The sequence below is a fragment of the Micromonospora pattaloongensis genome (assembly GCF_900107255.1).
Classification (GTDB): Bacteria; Actinomycetota; Actinomycetes; order Mycobacteriales; family Micromonosporaceae; genus Micromonospora_I; species Micromonospora_I pattaloongensis.
This window is the reverse complement of sequence record NZ_FNPH01000003.1, coordinates 86,337-108,787: the sequence shown is the minus strand read 5'-3', so window position 1 is coordinate 108,787 and position 22,451 is coordinate 86,337. Positions and strand designations below refer to the sequence as shown.

The 22,451-nt window shown below is 71.2% G+C and carries 19 protein-coding genes, 1 tRNA gene and 1 pseudogene; 13 read left to right on the top strand and 8 right to left on the bottom strand.

Annotation, left to right across the window (positions count from 1 at the left end):
• Positions 1-389 precede the first annotated feature (389 nt).
• The 6 genes and pseudogenes from BLW47_RS09940 (at position 390) to BLW47_RS09915 (ending at position 5,311) form a co-directional block, all read left to right on the top strand.
• Positions 390-998 carry a malonic semialdehyde reductase gene (locus BLW47_RS09940; RefSeq protein WP_091554831.1) on the top strand — a complete coding sequence of 203 codons (609 nt, stop codon included), beginning with the start codon at positions 390-392 and terminating at the stop codon, positions 996-998.
• A gap of 159 nt (positions 999-1,157) precedes the next feature.
• A pseudogene (locus BLW47_RS25920) lies at positions 1,158-1,322 on the top strand (Rrf2 family transcriptional regulator); the annotation flags it as partial.
• Positions 1,323-1,610: 288 nt separating this feature from the next.
• Positions 1,611-2,630: a sulfate ABC transporter substrate-binding protein gene (locus BLW47_RS09930; RefSeq protein WP_091554829.1), complete on the top strand. Its 1,020-nt coding sequence runs from the start codon at positions 1,611-1,613 to the stop codon at positions 2,628-2,630.
• Positions 2,627-3,475, top strand: coding sequence for a sulfate ABC transporter permease subunit CysT (gene cysT / locus BLW47_RS09925; protein ID WP_091554827.1), 849 nt, complete (start codon positions 2,627-2,629; stop codon positions 3,473-3,475). The genes BLW47_RS09930 and cysT overlap by 4 nt, the downstream gene beginning before the upstream one ends.
• Positions 3,468-4,304, top strand: coding sequence for a sulfate ABC transporter permease (locus tag BLW47_RS09920; RefSeq protein WP_217634823.1), 837 nt, complete (start codon positions 3,468-3,470; stop codon positions 4,302-4,304). Before cysT ends, BLW47_RS09920 begins: the two co-directional genes overlap by 8 nt.
• A complete protein-coding gene (locus BLW47_RS09915; protein ID WP_091554825.1) occupies positions 4,301-5,311 on the top strand; it encodes a sulfate/molybdate ABC transporter ATP-binding protein in 1,011 nt (336 codons plus the stop codon). The genes BLW47_RS09920 and BLW47_RS09915 overlap by 4 nt, the downstream gene beginning before the upstream one ends.
• 94 nt (positions 5,312-5,405) lie before the next feature.
• Here the strand turns inward: BLW47_RS09915 and BLW47_RS25780 are convergent, their stop codons facing one another.
• The 3 genes from BLW47_RS25780 to BLW47_RS09900 form a co-directional block, all read right to left on the bottom strand.
• The gene (locus tag BLW47_RS25780; RefSeq protein ID WP_281247247.1) at positions 5,406-5,996 is read right to left on the bottom strand and encodes a winged helix-turn-helix domain-containing protein; all 591 of its coding nucleotides are present in this window, start codon (positions 5,994-5,996) and stop codon (positions 5,406-5,408) included.
• A gap of 419 nt (positions 5,997-6,415) precedes the next feature.
• Positions 6,416-7,702, bottom strand: a complete 1,287-nt coding sequence (locus tag BLW47_RS09905; RefSeq protein WP_091554821.1) for a vanadium-dependent haloperoxidase — start codon at positions 7,700-7,702, stop codon at positions 6,416-6,418.
• A gap of 193 nt (positions 7,703-7,895) precedes the next feature.
• On the bottom strand, positions 7,896-8,084 hold the full coding sequence (locus BLW47_RS09900; protein ID WP_091554818.1) for an integrase core domain-containing protein: 189 nt from the start codon (positions 8,082-8,084) through the stop codon (positions 7,896-7,898).
• 473 nt (positions 8,085-8,557) lie between these two features.
• Here BLW47_RS09900 and BLW47_RS09890 point away from each other — a divergent pair, with 473 nt between their 5' ends.
• A complete protein-coding gene (locus tag BLW47_RS09890) occupies positions 8,558-8,911 on the top strand; it encodes a YciI family protein (RefSeq protein ID WP_245736600.1) in 354 nt (117 codons plus the stop codon).
• Positions 8,912-8,921: 10 nt separating this feature from the next.
• The gene (locus BLW47_RS09885) at positions 8,922-10,136 is read left to right on the top strand and encodes an RNA polymerase sigma factor (RefSeq protein WP_091554812.1); all 1,215 of its coding nucleotides are present in this window, start codon (positions 8,922-8,924) and stop codon (positions 10,134-10,136) included.
• Positions 10,137-10,300: 164 nt separating this feature from the next.
• Here BLW47_RS09885 and BLW47_RS09880 read toward each other — a convergent pair.
• From BLW47_RS09880 to BLW47_RS09865, 4 genes are all read right to left on the bottom strand, one after another.
• Positions 10,301-10,372 (bottom strand) — tRNA-Arg (locus BLW47_RS09880).
• A 120-nt stretch (positions 10,373-10,492) separates the two neighbouring features.
• Entirely contained in the window at positions 10,493-11,119 is a 627-nt protein-coding gene (locus BLW47_RS09875; RefSeq protein WP_091555723.1) for a winged helix-turn-helix domain-containing protein, read from the bottom strand.
• Positions 11,120-11,294: 175 nt separating this feature from the next.
• Complete coding sequence (locus tag BLW47_RS09870) at positions 11,295-11,984, bottom strand: DUF305 domain-containing protein (RefSeq protein ID WP_091554810.1); 690 nt, start codon at positions 11,982-11,984, stop codon at positions 11,295-11,297.
• Between the two features lie 9 nt (positions 11,985-11,993).
• Positions 11,994-12,791 (bottom strand): thioredoxin-like domain-containing protein, encoded by a 798-nt coding sequence (locus BLW47_RS09865; RefSeq protein ID WP_091554807.1) that lies wholly within the window; start codon positions 12,789-12,791, stop codon positions 11,994-11,996.
• A gap of 97 nt (positions 12,792-12,888) precedes the next feature.
• On the opposite strand from BLW47_RS09865, the gene argS reads away from it, so the two are divergent.
• The 4 genes from argS to thrC all read left to right on the top strand — a co-directional run bounded on the left by argS (position 12,889) and on the right by thrC (position 18,412).
• Positions 12,889-14,556 carry an arginine--tRNA ligase gene (gene argS / locus BLW47_RS09860; RefSeq protein WP_091554805.1) on the top strand — a complete coding sequence of 556 codons (1,668 nt, stop codon included), beginning with the start codon at positions 12,889-12,891 and terminating at the stop codon, positions 14,554-14,556.
• A 7-nt stretch (positions 14,557-14,563) separates the two neighbouring features.
• Positions 14,564-15,949, top strand: a complete 1,386-nt coding sequence (lysA, locus tag BLW47_RS09855) for a diaminopimelate decarboxylase (protein ID WP_091554803.1) — start codon at positions 14,564-14,566, stop codon at positions 15,947-15,949.
• Between the two features lie 14 nt (positions 15,950-15,963).
• Positions 15,964-17,262 (top strand): homoserine dehydrogenase, encoded by a 1,299-nt coding sequence (locus BLW47_RS09850; protein WP_175543599.1) that lies wholly within the window; start codon positions 15,964-15,966, stop codon positions 17,260-17,262.
• A gap of 100 nt (positions 17,263-17,362) precedes the next feature.
• A complete protein-coding gene (gene thrC / locus BLW47_RS09845; RefSeq protein ID WP_091554797.1) occupies positions 17,363-18,412 on the top strand; it encodes a threonine synthase in 1,050 nt (349 codons plus the stop codon).
• Between the two features lie 127 nt (positions 18,413-18,539).
• Here thrC and BLW47_RS09840 read toward each other — a convergent pair whose 3' ends face one another.
• On the bottom strand, positions 18,540-18,992 hold the full coding sequence (locus BLW47_RS09840; protein WP_091555721.1) for a MarR family winged helix-turn-helix transcriptional regulator: 453 nt from the start codon (positions 18,990-18,992) through the stop codon (positions 18,540-18,542).
• Between the two features lie 141 nt (positions 18,993-19,133).
• Here BLW47_RS09840 and BLW47_RS09835 point away from each other — a divergent pair, with 141 nt between their 5' ends.
• A complete protein-coding gene (locus tag BLW47_RS09835; RefSeq protein WP_091554795.1) occupies positions 19,134-22,448 on the top strand; it encodes an efflux RND transporter permease subunit in 3,315 nt (1,104 codons plus the stop codon).
• Positions 22,449-22,451: the final 3 nt, after the last annotated feature.

Sequence of the window (22,451 nt, the reverse complement as noted above, 5' to 3'; positions counted from 1 at the left end):
GCCTTACCTGATGGCCCGGCTGCAGGCCGACTGAACCGCCTGCCAGCCCCGGCGTCGAGCCGGCCGGTCCACAGGTCGGTGTCCCTCGCCGCACTTCCACCGCTCGTCCGCTCACTGCGGAGCGGCGTGCCCTCGCGCCCCCGTCGTCGGGGACCTCTTCCACCGCGTCGTGGACAGACCCAGGAGCTTCGCCATGTCTTCATTCCGTCGTGCCGTCCTGCGTACCCTCGCCGCCGCCGCGAGCGCCCTTGCCCTCACCGCCGCCGTGTCCCGGCCGGCGACCACACCGTCGTGATCGCCGAGCCCCTCGCGCTCGGTGCCGGCGTCGACGGGGACCCGCTGGTGTACCACCGGGGCGCGTATACGACGGCCGAGCCGGCGGTGGCCGAGTGAGCGTCGCCGCCGCGGACCTGCTCGCGCTGGACCGGGCCGCCCAGGATCTGCTGTTCCGGGCGGCCCGCACGCCGAACACCTTCACCGCCGACCCGGTCAGCGACGCCGAGGTCGCGGCCATCCACGACCTCGTCCGGTACGGGCCGACGGCGCTCAACGGCCAACCCCTGCGGGTGCTGCTGCTGCGCTCGCCCGAGGCGCGGGCCCGGCTGCTGCCGTACGTGTCCACCGGCAACCGGACCAAGACGCAGCGCGCTCCACTGACCGCGGTGCTCGCCGCCGACGTGGACTTCCACGAGCGGCTGCCCGAGTTGTTCCCGCACCGGCCGCAGGCGAAGGACTGGCTCACTGACCGGCGCCAGCGCGCCGCGCAGGCCCGGTTCAACGCCGCCCTCCAGATCGGCTACCTCATCGTCGGCGTCCGCGCGGCGGGGCTGGCCGCCGGCCCGATGGCCGGGTTCGACGCCGCCGCCGTCGAGCGGGAGTTCTTCCCGGATGGCCGCCACGAGGTGCTGCTCCTGCTCAACATCGGACGCCCGGGCCCGGACGCGTGGTGTGAGCGGCTGCCGCGCCTGCCCGCCAGCGAGGTGGTACGGACCCTCTAGCGCCCTTCGCGGACGCCGTCGTGCAGGGGGAGTGTCCTGTTCGGTCAGTCGGCCGGGCCTTGACGGGGCCGCACTAGTCCAGTATTCCTATATACAAAGTAGGGAATATGAGTAGGCGGGAGTGGGGCCCTGTACGTCTCGGCGCGCACGGACTACGCCATGCGGGCGATGCTCGTGATGGCGTCGCGGCACCCGGAGCTGGTGAAGGGTGCCGCACTGGCTGCGAGCCAGGGCATCCCGCATCCGTTCCTGCGGGACATCCTGCTCGACCTGCGTCGAGCCGACCTGGTGGACAGCCTCCGCGGCGCTGACGGTGGTTACCGCCTGACTCGCCTGCCGGAGGAGATCACCGTGGGCGACGTCCTGCGGGCCACCGTCGGGGGCGATTACCGCGGTGCGCGGACAGCCCATCACCGCCACGTCGTATCAGGGTGTCGCCGGCGGGCTCAGCGAGGTCTGGCGGTCGGTCCACCGGGCCGTCGAGGAGGTCGTCGACGGTGCCAGCCTCGCCGACCTGTTGAGCCCCGACTGGCCGCCGGACGACCGAGATCAGCAGGTGCCGCGTGCAACGTCACCCCGTGCGTACGCGTCGCGAAGAAGGATGGAGACCCCGTGAGGAACAGATATCGATTCACCGCCGTGGTCGCGCTCGTCGCCGGTTTGGCGGTGTCGGCGTGTGGAGGTGGGCACGCGGCGGGACAGGGCACGACGCTGAACGTCGTGGGTTTCGCGGTGCCCGAGGCGGCGAACAAGGCGATCGCCGCGGAGTGGGCCAAGACCGATGCGGGCAAGGGCGTCAGGTTCAAGACCTCGTACGGTGCTTCCGGGGACCAGAGTCGCGCCGTGGTGGCCGGCCTGAAGGCCGACTACGTCCATTTCTCGGTGACCAGCGACGTGACCCGGCTGGTCGACGCCGGGCTGGTCGACCAGAGCTGGGACGACGGCCCGAACAAGGGCATCGTCTCCTCCTCGGTCGTGGTCCTCGCCGTACGCAGGGGCAACCCGAAGAACATCCAGGGCTGGGACGACCTGATCAAGCCGGGCATCGGGATTGTCACGCCGAACCCCGCCTCCTCCGGCTCCGCCCGGTGGAACGCCCTGGCCGCGTGGGGGCACATCGCCGGCAACGGCGGAACCGACGCCCAGGCCGAGGAGTTCCTCACCAAGCTCTTCGCCAATGTGGTGTCGCTGCCCAACAGCGGCCGCGACGCCACCACCACCTTCCTCGGCGGTACCGGTGACGTCCTGCTCGCCTACGAGAACGAGACGATCCTCGCGCGACAGAAGGGTGAGGAACTGGACTGGGTGCTGCCCGCGACCACCCTGGTGATCGAGAACCCGGGCGCGATTCTCAAGAACGCCGACCCGAAGGCGAAGGAATGGCTCGACTTCGTGCTCGGCCCGCAGGGCCAGCGGCAGTTCGCCCTCGCCGGGTTCCGGCCGATCATCGACGGCGTCGACACGACCGGCGTCAAGGGTGCCCTCGACCCGAACAACCCGTTCCCCACCCCGAAGAAGCTGCTGACGGTCGAGAACGACTTCGAGAGTTGGTCGGCGCTGTCCAAGAAGTTCTTCGACGAGAGCGACGGCATCGTCACCAAGGTCATCGCGGCGTCCGGGAAGGCCAAGTGACGTCGACGACGCTGGTCCCGGGCCGGCCGGCGGGCAACCGCCGGCCGGCCCGGACCGGCCTGCCGCTGACCCGGGCCTCCGGCCTGGGTCTCGGCGTGGCGACGCTGTGGTTCAGCCTGCTGGTGCTGATCCCGCTGTCCGCTGTGGCGGTGACCGCCTCCGGGGGCGGGTGGGACGGGTTCTGGCAGGCGGTCACGGACGCGCAGACCTCCGCCACCATCCGGCTGACCGTGGGCACCGCGCTACTCGTCACGCTGGTCAACATCGTCATGGGTACCCTGATCGCCTGGGTGTTGGTGCGCGACCGCTTCTTCGGCAAGCGTGCGCTCGAGGTCCTCATCGACGTCCCGTTCGCGCTGCCCACGATCGTCGCTGGCCTGGTGCTGCTATCGCTGTACGGCCCGAACAGCCCGCTGGGCGTCAACATCGCCAACACCCGGATCGCGGTCTTCCTCGCCTTCCTCTTCGTCACCTTGCCGTTCGTCGTGCGTACGGTGCAGCCGGTGCTGGCCGAACTCGACCCGCAGGCCGAGGAGGCGGCGGCGTCGCTGGGGGCCGGCCGGTACACGACGTTCCGGCGGATCATCCTGCCCAGCGTCACCCCGGCCATCGCCGCCGGTGCGGCGTTGTCGTTCGCCCGGGCGGTCGGTGAGTACGGCTCGCTGGTCCTGCTCTCCGGCAATCTGCCGATGCGTACGGAGGTTGCCTCGGTGCGGATCCTGTCCAGCATCGAGAACGACAACCCCGACAGTGCGGCCGCGGTCGCGGTGGTGCTGCTGGCGATCTCGTTGGCCGTCATCGTCGTGCTCGACGTCATCCAGCGGAGGGTGATGCGCCGTGGCTGACCGATCCACCCTCGCCCGTACGCCCATCGGCCGCCGACCGGGCCGGTACGTCCTGCGGCTCGTGGTGACGGCGTACCTGTTCTTCCTGGTGGCCTGGCCGTTGTACCTGGTGGGGCGCAACACCTTCGCCGACGGGTTCGCCAGTCTCGCCGACGTCCTCACCGACCCCGACGTGGTCCACGCGCTGCGACTCACCGTGGTCATCGCGGTGACCGCCGTGGTCATCAATACGGTGTTCGGTGTCGGGATCTCGCTGCTGCTGGTCCGGTACCATTTCCCCGGCAAACGGGCGCTCAACGTGCTGCTCGACATGCCGCTGTCGGTCTCGCCCATCGTCGTCGGCCTTGCCCTGGTCCTGGTCTACGGTGGCCGGGACGGCTGGTTCGGCCCGACCCTCGAAGCGGCCGGTCTGCAGATCATCTTCGCCGTGCCGGGCATGGTGCTGGCCACCGTTTTCGTGGCGCTGCCGCTCGTCATCCGGGAAGTCGTGCCGGTTCTGCAGGAGCTCGGCGACGAGCAGGAGCAGGCCGCGCGCAGCCTCGGCGCCAACGCGCTGCAGACGTTCCGGCGGATCACGCTGCCGTCCATCAAGTGGGGCGTGATCTACGGAGTCGTGTTGAGCCTCGCCCGTTCGCTCGGTGAGTTCGGTGCGGTCAAGGTCGTGTCCGGCAACGTGCTCGGTGAAACCCGTACGTCCACGCTCGTGGTCGAGGAGAAGTACCTGAACTTCGACAAGGCCGGCGCGTACGCCACCGCCTTTCTCCTCGCCCTCGTCGCCGTGGCCTGCATCATCGTCGTATCCGTTCTCAGGCCGAAGGAAGAGCGTTGAGCATCGAGATTTCCCACGTCGGCAAGCGTTTCGGAGACTTCGTCGCGCTGGACAACGTGTCGGTGAGCATCCCGTCCGGCCGGCTCACGGCCCTGCTCGGCCCCTCGGGTGGTGGCAAGTCCACGCTGCTGCGCATCATCGCCGGGCTGGAACACGCCGACACCGGACGGATCGAGATCGACGGTGTCGACGCGACCCGCCTTCCGCCACAGAAGCGCAACGTCGGCTTCGTGTTCCAGCACTACGCGGCGTTCAAGCACCTGTCGGTGCGCCGCAACGTGGCCTTCGGGCTGGAGATCCGCAAGCGGCCCAAGGACGAGATCGACCGCCGGGTCGACGAGCTGCTCGCGCTGGTGCACCTGCAGCAGTTCGGCGAGCGGCTGCCGGCACAGCTCTCCGGCGGGCAGCGCCAGCGCATGGCGCTGGCCCGGGCGCTGGCCGTCGAGCCGACGGTGCTGCTGCTCGACGAGCCGTTCGGTGCCCTCGACGCCAAGGTTCGCAAGGAGCTGCGGGACTGGCTGCGCCGGCTGCACGACGAGGTGCACGTGACCACCGTTTTCGTCACCCACGACCAGGCGGAGGCCCTGGAGGTCGCCGACGAGATCGTGGTGATCAACGACGGGCGTGTGGAGCAGACCGGTTCGCCGGACGACCTGTACGACCGCCCGGCCAACGAGTTCGTCATGCGCTTCCTCGGCCCGGTCACCCAGCTCGACGACCAACTGGTCCGCCCGCACGACCTGCAGATCCACACCCGGCCGGAACCGTCGACCGTCGCCGGCCGGGCCACCCGGATCACCCGGGTCGGCTTCGAGATCCGCGTCGAGGTCACCACCATCACCGGTCAGGTCGTCACCGTGACCCTCACCCGCAACGAGTTCCTGGCCCTGGGCCTGCGCAACGACGCCGCGGTACACCTGAGGATCGCGCCGAACAGCCCCACCACCGCGGTTGCAACCACCGATCAACCCTCATCGACCTCGCCGAGCCTCGCCGCCTCCCACTGATGTGATGGTGCTGGCTGGGGAAGGGCGCCGTCTCCCGGTCGCGGAAAGCGCGGGCCACGGCAGGACTGCATGTCCTGGCGTGGCCCGCGGGTGCTCAGGCCGCCCTCGAAGGAGCGGAACCGGGGGCGGGCCGCCGGGCCGCGACGGAGACGCTGGCGCCACCGTTCTCGTCGTGCCCGGCGCGCACCACGGCGACGGACGCGTCGGCCGCGAGCCGGTAACCGACACCGTGCACCGTGGTGATTAACGGCGGTTGGGTACCGAGCTTGTGCCGTAGCCGTCGAATGTGGACATCGATCGTACGCGGCCCCGTGAACGGCTGGTTCCACACGGCGTCCAAGAGTTGGGTGCGGGTGAACACGCGGCCGGGGTGCTCGGCGAGGAACAGCAACAGGCCGAACTCCCGCCGGCACAGCTCGACCGGCACGCCACCCCGGGTAACAGTTCGGGCATCAGGATAGATATGGACAGCATCCGGACCGTCGGGGATGTCGGAGCGGGCGGGCCCGAGGTGGCCCGGCCGGCCGGGGGTGCCGATGGCCGAGATCTGCTCGACCACCTGTCGCAACAGGGCCTTCCCGTCAGGGGCGGCACCGTCAACCCGGAGGTGAACCGTGATCGTCAGGCGGAGCTCGCGATCGGGTGGGTACACACCCTGACTGGGCAGGCGCAGGACATCAGGCACAAGTGTCATGGTGGACTCCGGCATGGGGCGTAGGAAGCGGACGGTGATCAACCATTCACGTGTCCTCCGCGGCGCGGGACGCGCCGGGGGAGGGCCTCGCCTAGCGACAGAGCGCGCTCCGGGTGCGCTGGAAGTCGACGTAGCGCCGAACGACGAGCATCCCGGCGGCTGCGGCGCCGGAGGAGCTGGTCATACGTGCAGTCACGCTCATTAGAATAACATACTTATCCGATAGGAAAAGAGGGCAGTCGATCTGGTTGCCGCAGCGCCCAGCCCGCCAGTCACTATCGAGTGGGCAGAACACCGTCGCCAGCGCATACAGGCTGCGCTCGGGCGCTAGCCGCCGCCAACGAACGCGGCGGCGTCGGTGACCACCTCGCTGGTGCAAGACGGTCCACCTCGGCCGCACGCCCGGTCTGTCACCGCCGCGGACGGAAGTAGTTGCTGATCATGTACGCGGTCACCTTGGCGCCGATCTTCGCGCCTTCGACGTCGGCCGTGCGGGTGTGGATGCCGCCCCAGATGCGGGCCTCGATGACCTCGGCGATGGCCTGGGAGAAGCTGCCGAAGGACCGGGTGGTGCCCGAGGCCTCGCTGTAGGCGCTGAACGGGATGTCGTCGCGACCGTAGAAGTACCGCAGCGCCAGCATGCTGGCCGCGGTGAAGCACGCGTGCCCGGAGGCGAAGTCGGGGTGCGGTGGGGTGACGAGGAGCGGCATCCAGTCGGCATCGGCCTCGGTGGCCCGGTTGCCGTCGGTGTCGGCCAGTTGGACGGCGGTGACCGGACGCCAGAACATCCAGGCGGCCTTCTCGTTGTAACAGGCGGTCGTCGCGTCGGCCTCGGCGAGGTCGACCATCGCCAACATCCGCGCCGTCTGCAGGGTGTTCAGGCGCTGGGTCGTCGCGAGCTGGCGCTTGATCTCCCATTCGCCGAGGTGCCGGTCGTGCCACCAGATCGCGGCCTGGGTCTGGTCCGCCGTCCGGACGCTGCTGTTGACGGCGCCGATCGTCTTGACCTCGTTGAAGTCCCGGGCGTACTGCTCGCTGGTGAGCGCGGGCGGGCCGGACGAGCGGAACATCGACGCGCTGGGGATGAGGAACGGCTTGAGGTTGGCCACCCATGCGCCGTCGTTGGCGTTGGTCGGTGGGGTGGGCCGCCACTGGCCGGGTCCGGTGCCGACGGGCCAGGCCGCGTTGCCGAACGCCCCGTCGTTCTGCCGCGCGCTGATCATCGCGGCGGCGGTTCGGCTGCCCACCGAGATTCCGCGCCGCTTCGCGCTGCCGTCGGGTAAGGCGGCCAGCCACTGGTCGTACTGCGTCTGCAGCCGCGCCTGCTGGGCCGGGAACAGGGAGCTGAGCACCTGGAAGGCGGCGGTGCCGACGGCCGCGTTCACCGACTCGCGGCCGTTGGTGGTCGGCGCGGTCAGGTACGGCTGGTAGGGCGTCCCGGCGATGGCGTTGACCGCGTCGTAGATGGCGCCGTGCACCATGGCGAAGCTGCGCGCCTGGACCTGCGGCTGCTGGCCTGCCACGTCCCAGATCGCGGATTGCGCGTTGCGGTCCCAGACGATGACGGCATTCTCGGACGTGCTCGCTTCCGCAGCCTGCGCCGGAGGAGCACCGACGGCGGCCTGCGCCGCGGCGGTGAGGATACCGGCGACCACCGCGCTGAGGACTGTTCGGCGGCTGCGAACCAGACGTGTCATCCCTACCTCCCCCGCTGGCGACGCCAGCTGCATATCCATTGATGCAAGTGACTGCCGAGGGGCACGCTACCGCCTCACCCGCAGGCTCCACACTGACCGAACGGGCGGACCAGTGGCGGCCGAACCTGTGGGGCCCGTAAAGTCGGTTCGGCTATGCTGCCTGCGAATATTCGTTGATCAAGCCACCCAGGATTCAGCGCCGTCGGACCCGGGCAGCGGTCAGGTCAACGACTTCCGACCGCCGTGTCGGTGGCTGCTGACCGAGCGAACGATGTGGACGGTGGCCGTTGTAGTGGCGGGCGTACTGGGCGAGCAGGGTCGCGAGGTGCCGTTCGCCGACGATGAGTATCCGGTCGGTGCACTCTCGGCGTACGGTGCCCACCCAGCGCTCCGCGAACGCGTTCGCTCTCGGTGCCCGCGATGGAGGCGCAGCATGGCCTGCACTGCGGCGCGGGCGGTCGGCTCCTCGCGCAGCGCGCGCCGGGGCGCCTCACCCTCGGTCGCGCCGTAGAGCGCCATCACCTTGCGGAACAGGTCCTCCTTGCTGCGGAAGCAGGCGTAGATGCTGGCCGAGGCCCGCCGAACATCTTCTTCTCGTCACCCCAGCCCGGCCGCGCAGCCGCTCCCGCAGCCGATCGGCCAGCACCTCGTCGGACGCCACGATCATCGCTCTCCGTTCCGAGCCTGACACGCCCGGCAACAGGCTGCCACGATGCTCCGCCGAGAAACATTCCGCCCGGCCGGGACAGCGACAGAATCTCTTGCGGGGGGATGTCGGGATCCGGGTCGTCGGCTTCGACCAGGAGCCGACGCCCGGAACCGGGCGCCGGACGGAGGGAGACAACGGTGAAGTACATGATCATGATGTTCGGAGGGCTCGGCGCGTCACTCGCCGACCGGAGCCCGGAGTGGATCACCCAAATGCAGGCCACAATGATGCGCATGGACCGCGAGCTGCGTGAATCCGGCGAGGTGGTCGACAGCCGTCACCTGACCGACCCCACCCACGCCACCACCGTACGGTTCACCGACGGCACGCCCACCCCGACCGACGGCCCGTTCGCCGAGATCAAGGAGTCCCTCGCCGGATACTGGATCATCGACGGCGACCATGAGCGGGCCGTCGAGATCGCCTCGCAGGTCGTCGCGGTCACCCAGTATCCGATGGAAGTCCGGCGCATCATGGACGAGCCGCCCCAGCAGATGTGAGCCACCGATCATGGTCGAGCCGTTCGAGGACCTGCTGCGCGACCTGGCGCCGCAGGTCCTCGGCGCCCTCGTACGCCGACACGGCCAGTTCGACGCATGCGAGGACGCCGTCCAGGAAGCCCTGCTCGCCGCCACCCGGCAATGGCCCCGCGACGGCATCCCGGATCGCCCCGGTGCCTGGCTGACCACCGTCGCCAGCCGCACCCTGGTCGACCAGTGGCGCAGGGACAATGCCCGCCGCCGCCGCGAAGCCAGCGCCGTCCTGGACCCCACCAACCGGCCGCCGCCCGCCGACGACGACACGCTGATCCTGCTGTTCCTGTGCTGCCATCCTGCCCTGTCGCCGCCGTCCCAGCTCGCCCTGACCCTGCGCGCGGTCGGCGGGCTGAGCACCGCGCAGATCGCCGCGGCGTTCCTGGTACCGCAGACCACCATGGAACGGCGGATCAGCCGCGCCAAACAACGCATCCGCGACGCCGGCGCCCGATTCGAGCTACCCGCACCCGCCGACCGGGAAGGACGGCTCACGGTCGTCCTGCACGTGCTGTACCTGATCTTCACTGAGGGTCACACCGCCACCTCCGGGCCGCAGCTGACCCGGATCGACCTGACCGCCGAGGCGATCCGACTCGCCCGCCTGCTGCACCGGCTGCAGCCCGGCCAAGCCGAGGTCGCCGGCCTGCTCGCGCTGATGCTGCTCACCGACGCCCGCCGCATCGCGCGAACCGGACCCGACGGCTCCCTGATACCCCTCGCCGAGCAACATCGCGACCAATGGAACACCTCGGCGATCGCCGAAGGGCAAGCCCTGCTCACCCGCACACTAGGCACCGGGCCGGTCGGCCCATACCAGATCCAGGCCGCCATCGCCGCCCTGCATGACGAGGCCCCAACCGCCGCCGACACCGACTGGCCGCAAATCCTGGCCCTCTACGACGTCCTCACCCAAGTCGACCCCGGACCCGTCGTCACACTCAGCCGCGCCGTCGCCCTCGCCATGGTCCACGGGCCCGCCGCCGGTCTCACCGTGCTGGGCACCCTCGACGCCGACGACCGGCTCGCCCACAGCCACCGCCTCGAAACCGTCCGCGCCCACCTGCTCGAACAAGCCGGCGACCACGACGCCGCCCGCGACTGCTACCTACGCGCCGCCCAGATGACCGCGAGCCTTCCCGAACAGCGCTACCTCATCCACCGAGCCGCCCAGCTACGCCACCGCGGCTGAGGCGCTGGCACGGCCGGTACCCCACGACCGGTGGTCAACGAGCAGACGGCTGTGGCCCAGGTGGAGTACCTGGGCCACAGCAACACGAGCACTATGTCAACGCGAAGGCCGCGTCAATGCGCAGTCGTCGACCGATCACGCTGCGATTTTGCAGATCTATGGTGTGCCCCCGGCAGGATTCGAACCTGCGCCCCCGCCTCCGGAGGGCGGTGCTCTATCCCCTGAGCTACGGGGGCTCAGCGACCAGTGAAGAGTACCAGGCATGTGGGCGCGGGGCCGAATCGGTACCGGTGGTGTTGCCGCACCGCCGCCGACTCCGGCCCCGCGCCCCGCCCCGGCGCTCGGGGTCTGGGGGCTCAGCCGGCGCGTTCGCAACTGGGCAGCGGGTGGAGCACGATCTGCGCGGAGACGCGCCGTGGCCAGTCCCGCCGCGCCCACGACCCGTCCACCACGACGTGCGTGGTGCGGCCGTTCGGGCCGGGCAGCCGGAGCAGGAAGTCGCGGGGGAGCGGCGGGTCGACCGCCGGCGTGATGATCATGAACCGCATCCGGCCCCGGTTGGAGACCGCCGAGAGTACGTCGGCGGCCGGCGTCACGCCGTGCAGCCGGGTCCGCCCGACCCAGAACACCTCGCCGCCGTGCTGCCGCGCGCTGCGCGCGATTGCCGGATAGTCCGTCTCCATCCACCGCGACACGGCGTCGGCGCAGAGCGCGCAGGCCCGGTCCGTGGGTTCGCGCTCCCAGACGCCCCAGGCCCGCAGGTAGCGGCCGGCGTCGGCGCTGCTCAGCGCGAGCCCGTAGCGGTGCTCCACGAGCGCCGCCAGGCTCCGCCGGGTCCACAGCGGGTCGCCCAGGCCGAACTCCTCGGGCCATCGCCCGCGCAGCACGTCGATGAGGTCCAACTCCTGCTCGCGGCCGAGCGGGACGGGCTCACCGCCGAGGGTCCCGCGGTGGCGCGCCGCCACCGCCCCGTCCCCGCCGATCGTGTTGCGCCGGCACCAACTCGTCACCGACGGCCGTCGCGGCGAACCGCGACCCGTCGTCACACCAAGAACAGCCCCCACGCCGGCACAACGACCGACGTGGGGGCTGTGTGGCGCGCGCGGGTGGCGGCGCTACTCAAACTGCAAACTCGGGCAATTAAGACTTAGTCCGCCCTCAATTGGAGTGGTGGGGCTGCGGCGCCTCCGCCGACGCCGGGGCGCCCTTGAGCCGGGCCAGCAGGTTGTTCATGTTCGTCAGCTCGCCCTGCTGGGTGTTCTTCATCCGCGTGGCGGCCTCGATCACCTCGGACTCGGCCCCGTGCTCCACGATCGCGTCGACCATGTGCACGCCGCCGAGATGATGCTTGATCATCAGCTCCAGGAACAGGACGTCGTGGTCGCGCCCCTGCGTGGTGCGCAACCGCTCCAGCTCCTGCGGCGTCGCCATCCCCGGCATCAGGCCGTCCTTCATCGTGGCCGCGCCGTCGGACATCCACGCCATCGGCGGCCCGGAGCGGTTGGGGCCCAGGCCCCACTCGCGCAGCCAGCTCTGCATCATGCCGATCTCGCCCTGCTGGCCGGTCGCGATGTCGACGGCGAGCTGCCGAACCGCCGGGTCGGAGGAGGAGCGGAACGCGATCAGCCCCATCTCCACCGCCTGCGCGTGGTGCGAGCTCATGTCGCGGGCGAACCCCGCCTCGACCGACGCGTCGCCGGGCCGGGTGAGACGGGGCGTCAGCAGGCCGCCGGCGTACCCGAGCAGCAGGCCGACCACGATCGCCAGCGCCACCGCGAGCGTGCCGTACCGGCGCGCGGGACGGGACGGTCGCGGCGTGTCGGGGTCCGCCTGCGCCGAGGTCGTCATCGGGCTCCCTTACTGCTGCTGGAGGTCTCGCGGGGTGGTCCCGGTGGCGGTGATGCCCTGGGAGCAGAGCGCGGTCGGGCCCTCGACCGAGGCGTTGACGCGCAGCGTCTTGATGAACTCGTCGATCCGGGCGTCGTCGGCGTTGTCGACCTTGAGCTGGTAGCCCCAGGCCTGCAGCGAGATCGGCTTGTCGAGCTTGTCGAACGGGCTCAGCATCGTCTTCTCGTTGCCGCGCACCTTCTCGGCGAGCTTGTCGATCTGGTCCTTGGGCAGGTCGGGACGGTACGTGACCCACACCGCGCCGTGCTCCAGGCTGTGTACCGCGTGCTCGCTGGCGATCGGCGCGTCGTAGACGTCGCCCATGCAGTTCTGCCAGGCGGCGTTGTGCGGGCCGGCGACCGGCGGGAGCACCGTGTACTGGATCGGACCCTGCTGGTGGTTACCGCCCTGCACGAGCTGCGGGTCCTGCTTGCGGTAGTTCACGATGCCGGAGATCTCCGCCGCGCGCTCCTCCCAGCTCCTGGAGCCCTTGAAGGACGCCCACGCGCCGTAGCCGATGATGCCGGCGGCGAGCAGGCCGACCGCGGTGAACAGCGCGATCGGGCCCCAGCTGCGGCCCTGGCTGACCTTGACCGGGGCGATCTTCTTGCGCGCGCCCTTGCCGGCGCCGGGCCTGCCGGCCCCCGCGGACTTGCCGCCCGATGCGGGCTTCGCCCCGGCCGCGGGCTTGGCGCCGGCCGCCGGCTTCTTGCCGGTGCTGACCACGGACGGACGGCGCTGGTCGCCACCCGGGGTGCTGATGCTCATGGTGCCTCGTCAGGTCGGTCGGTCACGGGGTGGCGGGCCACGTGGACGCCCAGGGTCTCCGCCGGGGTGGCCGAGTCTACCCCGGTAACATGGCTCGGTGACTCCCGCCAAGCTCGCCGACGCCGTACTCGCCGCCGCTCACGCCCTCTTCTCCGAGCGTGGGCTCGACCGCGCCGCCCTGCCGGCCACCACGACGGTGGAACGACCGCGCAACCCGGAGCACGGCGACTACGCGTCCACCATCGCGCTGCAGCTGGCCAAGAAGATCGGGCTGCCGCCCCGCGAGCTCGCCGCCGGCCTCGCCGAGCAGCTCGCCCGGACGCCGGGCGTCAAGTCCGTCGAGATCGCCGGTCCGGGCTTCCTCAACGTCCGGCTCGACCCGGCCGCCGCCGGGCAGCTGGCCCGCGTCGTGGTCGAGGCCGGCCGGGAGTACGGCCGCAGCGACGTCCTCGCCGGTCAGAAGGTCAACCTCGAGTTCGTCTCGGCGAACCCGACCGGCCCGGTGCACCTGGGGCACACCCGGTGGGCGGCGGTGGGGGACTCGTTGCGCCGGCTGCTCGCCGCGGCGGGCGCCGACGTGGCCAGCGAGTACTACATCAACGACGCCGGCTCGCAGATCGACCGGTTCGGTCGCTCCGTGCTCGCCGCCGCCAAGGGCGAGCCGACGCCGGAGGACGGCTACGGCGGCGAGTACATCGCCGACATCGCCCGGCAGGTGCTCGCCGAGCACCCGGCCGTGCTCGACCTGCCCGGCGACGAGGCCGAGGCGGTCTTCCGGAACGAGGGCTACCGGCTGATGCTCGCCGAGATCAAGGCCAGCCTCGGCCGGTTCGCCGTCGACTTCGACGTCTGGTTCTCGGAGCGGGGCCTGCACGACAGCGGGGCGATCGAGCACGCCCTCGACACGCTGCGCGCGCAGGGCCACCTCTACGAGTCCGAGGGCGCGCTCTGGTTGCGGACGACCGATTTCGGCGACGACAAGGACCGGGTGCTGATCCGCGGCAACGGCGAGAAGACCTACTTCGCGGCCGACGCGGCGTACTACATCAACAAGCGGGAACGCGGCTTCGAGAAGTGCGTCTACCTGCTGGGCGCCGACCACCATGGCTACATCAACCGGCTGCGCGCCATCGCCGCCTGCGCCGGCGACGACCCGGACGCCAACATCGAGATCCTGATCGGCCAGCTGGTCAACCTCGTCCGCGAGGGGCAGCCGGTGCGGATGAGCAAGCGGGCCGGCAACGTGATCACGCTGGACGAGCTCGTTGACGCGGTCGGGACCGACGCCGCGCGGTACTCCCTGGCCCGCTCCTCGACGGACTCGCCGCTCACCCTCGACATCGAGGTCATCACCCGGCGCTCCAACGACAACCCGGTCTTCTACGTCCAGTACGTCGGCGCCCGGACGGCGAGCGTGGCGCGCAACGCGGCGGAGCTGGGGCTGACCCGCGGTGACGCGGAGTCGTTCCGGCCGGAGCTGCTCGCTCACGCGAAGGAGAACGAGCTGCTCAAGGCGCTGGGCGACTACCCGGCCGTGGTGACCGCCGCGGCCGAGCTGCGGGCCCCGCACCGGCTGGCGCACTACCTGGAGAAGGATCTCGCTCCGGCTTACCACCGTTTCTACGACAATTGCCGCATACTGCCGATGGGTGACGAAGAGATCACCGATCTGCACCGGGCGCGGCTGTGGCTGAACGACGCCACCCGCACGGTGATCGCCAACGGGCTGGAACTGCTGGGCGTCTCGGCGCCGGAGAGGATGTAACCGCCACATGCGAGCCCATGAAGCGGGGGCGCTGCACGGTGACATCACCAGCCCGCAGCCCGGCTGGCTGCGTGCCCCCGAAGACGTCAACGCGCTCGTGCCGCAACTGTGGCCGTGCGGCGTCGAGCGCGCCGCCGACGGCGCCCTCGCCGTCGGCGGCCTCGGCGTGCGCGAGCTCGCCGAACAGTTCGGCACTCCGGCGTACGTCCTCGACGAGGGCGACCTGCGCGCCCGCTGCCGCGACTTCCGTGCCGCCTTCCCCGACCACCACGTCTACTACGCCGGCAAGGCGTTCCTCTGCCGCGCGATCGTGCGCGTCATCGCGGAGGAGGGGCTCTACCTGGACGTCTGCACCGGCGGGGAGCTGGCGGTGGCGCTCAGCGCCGGGATGCCGCCGGAGCGGATCGGCTTCCACGGCAACAACAAGTCGATCAGCGAGCTGACCCGCGCGGTGGAGACCGGGGTCGGGCGGATCATCGTCGACTCGTTCGACGAGATCGAGCGGTTGACCGCGATCGCGCGCGAGCGCGGGGTACGGCAGGCCGTGCTCATCCGGGTCACCGTCGGCGTCGAGGCGCACACCCACGAGTTCATCGCCACCGCCCACGAGGACCAGAAGTTCGGGTTCTCCCTCGCCGGCGGGGCCGCGTTCGAGGCCGCGCTGCGGATCATCGACGAGGACGTGCTCGACCTGCGGGGCCTGCACTCCCACATCGGCTCGCAGATCTTCGACACCAGCGGGTTCGAGGTGTCGGCGCGGCGGGTGCTGGACCTGCAGGCGCAGATCCGCGACGCGCGTGGGGTCGAGCTACCCGAGCTGGACCTCGGCGGCGGCTTCGGCATCGCCTACACGACCCAGGACGACCCGGCGTCCCCGTACGACCTGGCGAAGCGGCTCAACAAGATCGTCGACAGCGAGTGCGCCGCGCACGAGCTGGGCGTGCCGCACCTGTCGATCGAGCCGGGGCGGGCCATCGTCGGCCCGGCCGTGTTCACCCTCTACGAGGTGGGCACGGTCAAGGACGTCGACGGCCTGCGCACCTACGTCAGCGTCGACGGCGGGATGAGCGACAACATCCGCACCGCGCTGTACGGCGCGTCGTACTCCGCGACCGTCGCGTCCCGCGCCTCCACCGCGGCGCCGATCCTTGCCCGCGTGGTGGGAAAGCATTGTGAGTCCGGGGACATCGTGGTGAAGGATGAATTCCTGCCCGCCGACGTGCAGCCCGGAGATCTTCTCGCAGTGCCGGGCACGGGTGCCTACTGCCGCAGCATGGCGAGCAACTACAACCACGTGCCCCGCCCACCGGTCGTCGCGGTCCGCGACGGGCAGGCACGCGTGATCGTCCGGCGGGAGACCGAAGACGATCTACTGGCACTCGATGTGGGGTGAGCATGGTTAAGCCCGTGCGCCTGGCGCTGCTGGGCTGCGGAACGGTCGGCGCCGAGGTGGTCCGGCTGCTGCACGAGCAGGCCGACGACCTCGCGGCCCGGATCGGGGCCCCGATCGAGCTCGCCGGCATCGCCGTACGCCGGCTCGGCCGCGACCGCGGCCCGCTGCCGGTCGACCCCGAGCTGTTCACCACCGACGCGCTCGGCCTGGTCAAGCGGGACGACGTCGACGTGGTCGTCGAGGTCGTCGGCGGGATCGAGCCGGCACGCACCTGGCTGGTGGAGGCACTGCGGGCCGGCAAGAGCGCGGTGACCGCCAACAAGGCGCTGCTGGCCGAGGACGGCGCCGCGCTGCACGACGCGGCCGCCGAGGGCGGCGCCGACCTCTACTACGAGGCCTCGGTGGCCGGCGCGATCCCGCTGTTGCGCCCGCTGCGGGAGTCGCTGCACGGCGACACGATCACCCGGGTCACCGGCATCGTCAACGGCACCACCAACTTCATCCTCTCCGGCATGGACGCCACCGGCGCCGGCTTCACGGAGGCGCTCGACGAGGCCACCGCGCTCGGCTACGCCGAGGCCGACCCGACCGCCGACGTGGAGGGCTTCGACGCGGCGGCCAAGGCCGCCATCCTGGCCTCGCTCGCCTTCCACACCCGGGTCGGCGCCGCGGACGTCTACCGGGAGGGCATCACCGAGGTGACGGCCGCCGACGTGGCCAGCGCCAAGGCGATGGGCTGCACCATCAAGCTGCTCTGCATCGCGGAGCGCGGCCCGGACCGCACCGGCGCCGAGTCGGTCAGCGTCCGGGTGCACCCGGCCATGATCCCGCGCAGCCATCCGCTCGCCAGCGTCGGCGACGCGTTCAACGCCGTCTTCGTCGAGGCGGTCGCCGCCGGCCAGCTCATGTTCTACGGTCGCGGCGCCGGCGGCGCCCCGACCGCCAGCGCGGTCATGGGCGACATCGTGGCGGTGGCCCGCAACCGGCTCGCTGGGGTCCGGGCGGCCAGCGAGTCCGCGTACGCGGACCTGCCGATCCGGTCGATGGGGGAGTCGTTCACCCGCTACCACATCAGCCTGGACGTGGCCGACCGCGCGGGCGTGCTGGCCACCGTGGCCGGGGTCTTCGCCAAGCACGACGTCTCGATCGCCACGGTCCGCCAGTCCGGCCGGGCCGACGACGCCACCCTGGTCATCGTCACGCACGGGGCCCCGGACGCCGCGCTGGCCGCCACGGTCGAGGAGCTGCGCGGGTTGGACATCGTCCGCTCGATCGCCAGCGTGCTGCGGGTCGAGGGCGGCCAGGAGCGCTGAGTCCGGGATCACTGTCCCGAGAAGTGGTTATCAGCGGCAGCGCCCGGCCCGGTCGGTGGATGCTTGGTGACGCTGAGTGCGACACGGTGAGGAGAGCGACATGTGGCGGGGTTTGATCGAGGCATACCGGGACCGGCTGCCCGTCACTGACGCCACGCCGGTCGTCACGCTGCACGAGGGCAACACGCCGCTGCTGCCCGCGCCGGTGCTCTCCTCCCGGCTCGGCTGCGACGTCTACCTCAAGGTCGAGGGCGCCAACCCGACGGGCTCGTTCAAGGACCGCGGCATGACGCTGGCGGTCTCCAAGGCGGTCGAGAGCGGCAACAAGGCGATCATCTGCGCCTCCACCGGCAACACCAGCGCGTCCGCGGCCGCCTACGCCGCCCGGGCCGGGCTCACCTGCGCGGTGCTCGTGCCGCAGGGCAAGATCGCGCTGGGCAAGCTCGCCCAGGCGCTCGTGCACGGGGCGAAGCTGCTCCAGGTCAACGGCAACTTCGACGACTGCCTGGCGCTGGCCTCCAAGCTGTCCCAGGACTACCCGGTCGCGCTGGTCAACTCCGTCAACATCGACCGGCTGCACGGGCAGAAGACCGCGGCGTTCGAGATCGTCGAGGCGCTCGGTGACGCGCCCGACATCCACTGCCTGCCGGTCGGCAACGCCGGCAACATCAGCGCGTACTGGATGGGCTACGGCGAGGACGTCGCGGCCGGCAACGCCACCCGCAAGCCCAGGATGTACGGCTTCCAGGCCGCCGGCGCGGCGCCGATCGTGAACGGCGCGGCGGTCCGCGAGCCCTCGACGATCGCCACCGCGATCCGGATCGGCAACCCGGCGAGCTGGACCAAGGCGCTCGACGCGCGGGAGGAGTCGGGCGGTCTGATCGCCGCGGTCACCGACCGCGAGATCCTCGCCGCGTACCGGCTGCTCGCCCGCGAGGTCGGCGTCTTCGTCGAGTTGGCCAGCGCCGCGAGCGTGGCCGGGCTGCTCCAGCAGGCGGAGGCGGGGATGGTGCCGCGCGGCGCCACGGTCGTCTGCACGGTCACCGGCCACGGCCTCAAGGACCCGGAGTGGGCGATTTCGACCGCCCCGTCGCCGACCACCATCAAGAACGACGTCCTCGCCGCCGCCCGCGCCCTCGACCTGGCCTGACGGCTCCGTCGCCCCCACCGCCGTCCCGAGTTGATCAAGGGGGCGGCGGCACCGGAACCCGCATTCTCTGCTGCCGAGCCCTTGATCAACCGTGCGCTGCGCGGAGTGTGCGGGGGAGAGGCGGGCGTCAGGCGTCGGGGTCTGCGTCGGCGGTGGCGGCGTCGATCATGATGGTCAGGGCGGCCACGACCGTGCGCAGCTGGGCCTCGTTCAGGCGGTCGAGCAGGCGGCGCTGGCGCTCCATGCCGGCCGTGATGATGGTCTCCATCAGGCGGTGCCCCTCGTCGGTCAGCTCGACGCGGCGGACCCGCCGGTCGCGCGGATCCTCCCGTCGGCTCACCAGGCCGTTGCCGACGAGCCGATCGACGATGCCGGTCACGGTCGCGAGGCCCACCCCGAGCAGCCGGCTGAGGTCCTGGCCCGCCGCCGGACCGCGCAGGAAGAGCAGCAGTAGCACCTTGAGCTGCGGCACCGTCACGTTGGCGTTGAACAACGGATCGGAGCGGTCGTAGGCGAAGAGGACCTGGAGGCGCCGCTGCGCCGACATGATCTCCTCGACCAGCCGCTCCCTGCCGGCCATCACATCCCGCTCCACTGGTTACGCCAACCGTCGCCGTTGATCACCGGACGCTATCAGCGCCCCCCGGACTCAGGCTAATTGTTCGCGTTGGGCAAACTATTCGTGTCGAGCTAATCCACCTATCCAGGAGTGAGCCCGCTCATGTCCTTGCTCGCCCGGCTCAGCCTCGCCAACCGGGGTCTCGTCGCGCTCGTCGCGGTGGTGATCACGGCGTTCGGGGCCTTCGCCATTCCGTCGTTGAAACAGCAGCTCCTGCCGTCGCTGGAGTTTCCCGCGGCCTTCGTCTCGGCGGGCTACCCCGGCGCCGCCCCGGAGATCGTCGAGTCGCAGGTCGTGGCGCCGATCGAGAACGCCATCCAGGGCATCCCCGGCCTCAGCACGGTGACGTCGACCTCCAGCGAGGGGTTCGCCACCGTCCAGGTCGAGTTCGAGTTCGGCACCGACCTCGACGACGCGGTCAACAAGCTGGAGACCGCGCTCAACCGGATCGACTCCCAGCTGCCCGAGAGCGTGGATCCGGTGGTCTTCGCCGGCAGCACCGACGACCTGCCGGCGTTGGTGCTGGCCGCGTCGGGTGGCGGGGGTGACGAGCGCGCACTCGCCGACAAGCTCGCGGCGAACGTGATCCCGGAGCTCGAGAGCATCGAGGGGGTCCGGACCGCCGAGGTGACCGGGGCGCGCGACCAGCTCGTCGTGATCACGCCGAACCCGGCGCGGCTCGCGGCCGCCGGCATCGCGCCGACCGCTATCGGCCCCGCCCTGCAGGCCAACGGGGTGGCCATCCCGGCCGGCGCGGTGACCGAGGCCGACCGAAGCCTCACCGTGCAGGTCGGCACCCGGATCGGCACCCTCGACGAGCTGCGCGGCATCTACCTCACGCCCACGCCGGCGGCCGGCAGGCCGCGGCCGCCGGTGAAGCTCGGCGACGTGGCGACGGTGGAGCAACGGCTCGCCCCGCCGACCTCGTTCACCCGGACCAACGGCGCGGACAGCCTCGGCATCGCGGTCACCGCGACGCCGGACGGCAACGCGGTGGGGATCTCGCACGAGGTCCGCGACCGGCTCGCCGAGCTGGGCGCCGCGGCCGGCGCCGAGCTCACCGTGATCTTCGACCAGGCCCCGTTCGTCGAGAAGTCCATCGACAGCCTCACGACGGAGGGGCTGCTCGGTCTCGTCATGGCCGTGGTGGTCATCCTGGTGTTCCTGCTGTCCGTGCGATCCACACTGGTCACCGCCGTCTCCATCCCGCTGTCGGTGCTGGTCGCGCTGATCGCGCTCTGGATCGGCGACTACTCGCTCAACCTGCTCACCCTCGGGGCGCTGACCATCGCGGTCGGCCGGGTGGTGGACGACTCCATCGTGGTGCTGGAGAACATCAAACGGCATCTGGGGTACGGCGAGCGCAAGCGCCGGGCGATCCTGGACGGCGTACGCGAGGTCTCCGGCGCGGTGACCGCCTCCACGTTGACCACGGTCGCGGTCTTCGCGCCGATCGCCTTCGTGGGTGGCTTCGTCGGGCAGCTCTTCGCGCCGTTCGCGATCACCGTCACGGTGGCGTTGCTCGCCTCGCTGCTGGTGTCGCTGACCATCATCCCGGTGCTGGCGTACTGGTTCCTCAGGCCGGCGTCCGGGGGCGAGGACGAGGCGGCGGTGCGCCGGGTGGCCGAGGAGAAGGAGCTGCGCAGCCCGCTGCAGCGGATCTACCTGCCGGTCATCAACTTCGCCACCACGCGCCGCTGGGCCACCGTGGCGATCGGGCTGGTCGTGCTGCTCGGCACGTTCGGGCTCTCCACCCGGCTGGAGACCAACTTCATCGACGACTCCGGCCAGGACACGCTCAGCGTCCGCCAGGAGTTGCCCGCCGGCACCAGCCTGACCGCCACCGACGCCGCGGCGAAGAAGGTGGAGGCGGTGCTCGAGCGCACCCGGGGCGTGAAGTCCTATCAGGTGACGGTGGGCGGCGGCGGCATGTTCGGCTTCGGGGGCGGCTCGGCCACCTCGGCGACGTTCTCCGTCGCGCTGGACGAGGACGCGGACAGCGCGGCGCTGCAGGACACGCTGCGGGAGGAGTTCACGGGGCTCACCGACGCCGGCGAGCTCACCGTCGGCGGCGCCGGGGGCGGCCCCGGTGGGGGGTCCCCGAACGAGCTGCAGGTGATCGTGCAGGCCGCGGACGCCGAGGCGCTCGCGCGCGCGGCGGACCAGGTGCGGCAGGCGATGGCCGACACGCCGGACGTCACCGACGTGACGAGCAGCCTCGCGGAGAGCGCGCCGCGCCTGCACGTGCGGGTCAAGCGCGACGTCGCCGCCCGCTTCGGGCTCTCCGAGGCGGCGGTCGGGCAGCTCGTGGCGCAGACCTTCCGGGGCGCCCCGCTCGGGCAGGTGACGCTCGACGGCGACCAGCAGCAGGTGGTGCTGGGCGGCGGCATCCCGCCGGCCACCGTGGACGCGCTGCGCGCGTTGCCGGTCGGACCGGTCAGGCTCGGTGACGTGGCCGACGTCGTCGAGGTCGAGGGGCCGGTGCAGGTGACCCGGATCGACGGTCAGCGCAGCGTCACGGTCCGCGGTACGGCGACCGGCTCGAACCTGGGGAGCACGACCGCGGAGCTGACGCAGCGGCTGGACCGGCTGACGCTGCCGGCCGGGGCGACGTACACGGTGGGCGGGGTGAGCGCCGACCAGGCCGAGGCGTTCGCGGACCTCGGGCTGGCGGTGCTGGCGGCGATCGCGATCGTCTTCGTGATCATGGTGGCGACGTTCCGGAGCCTGATCCAGCCGCTGGTGCTGCTGGTCTCCATCCCGTTCGCCGCGACCGGCGCGATCGGGCTGCTGCTGGCGACCGGCACCCCGCTCGGCGTGCCGGCGCTGATCGGTGTGCTGATGCTCGTCGGCATCGTCGTGACCAACGCGATCGTGCTGATGGACCTCATCAACCAGTACCGGGCGCAGGGCATGGGCGTGCGCGAGGCGGTCGTGGAGGGCGGCCGGCGCCGGCTGCGGCCGATCCTGATGACCGCGATCGCGACGATCTTCGCGCTGCTGCCGATGGCGTTCGGCCTCACCGGTGAGGGCGGGTTCATCTCGCAGCCGCTCGCCATCGTCGTGATCGGCGGCCTGATCAGTTCCACGCTGCTCACCCTGGTGCTGGTGCCGACGCTCTACACGATGGTCGAGCGCACCAAGGAGCGGATCCGGGACCGGCGTCGCGGCCCCGGCCGGCACGCCGCGCCGTCGGCGGCCGAGCCCGCGCCGTCGGCGGCCGAGCCCGCCGCGGTGGGCGCGGAGCCGGCGCGCGGGACCGACGGGGGCGCGGCGACGACCGCGGCCGCCTCTGGCGCGGACGAGCCGGCACCGGAGCCGGCGGCTCCGCGGCCCGTGCTGGCCGAGGGTACGGACCAGTTCGAGGTGCTGCGACTGCCGAAGAGCACGAAGTCCCCGCTGCGCCCGCAGGAGTAGCGC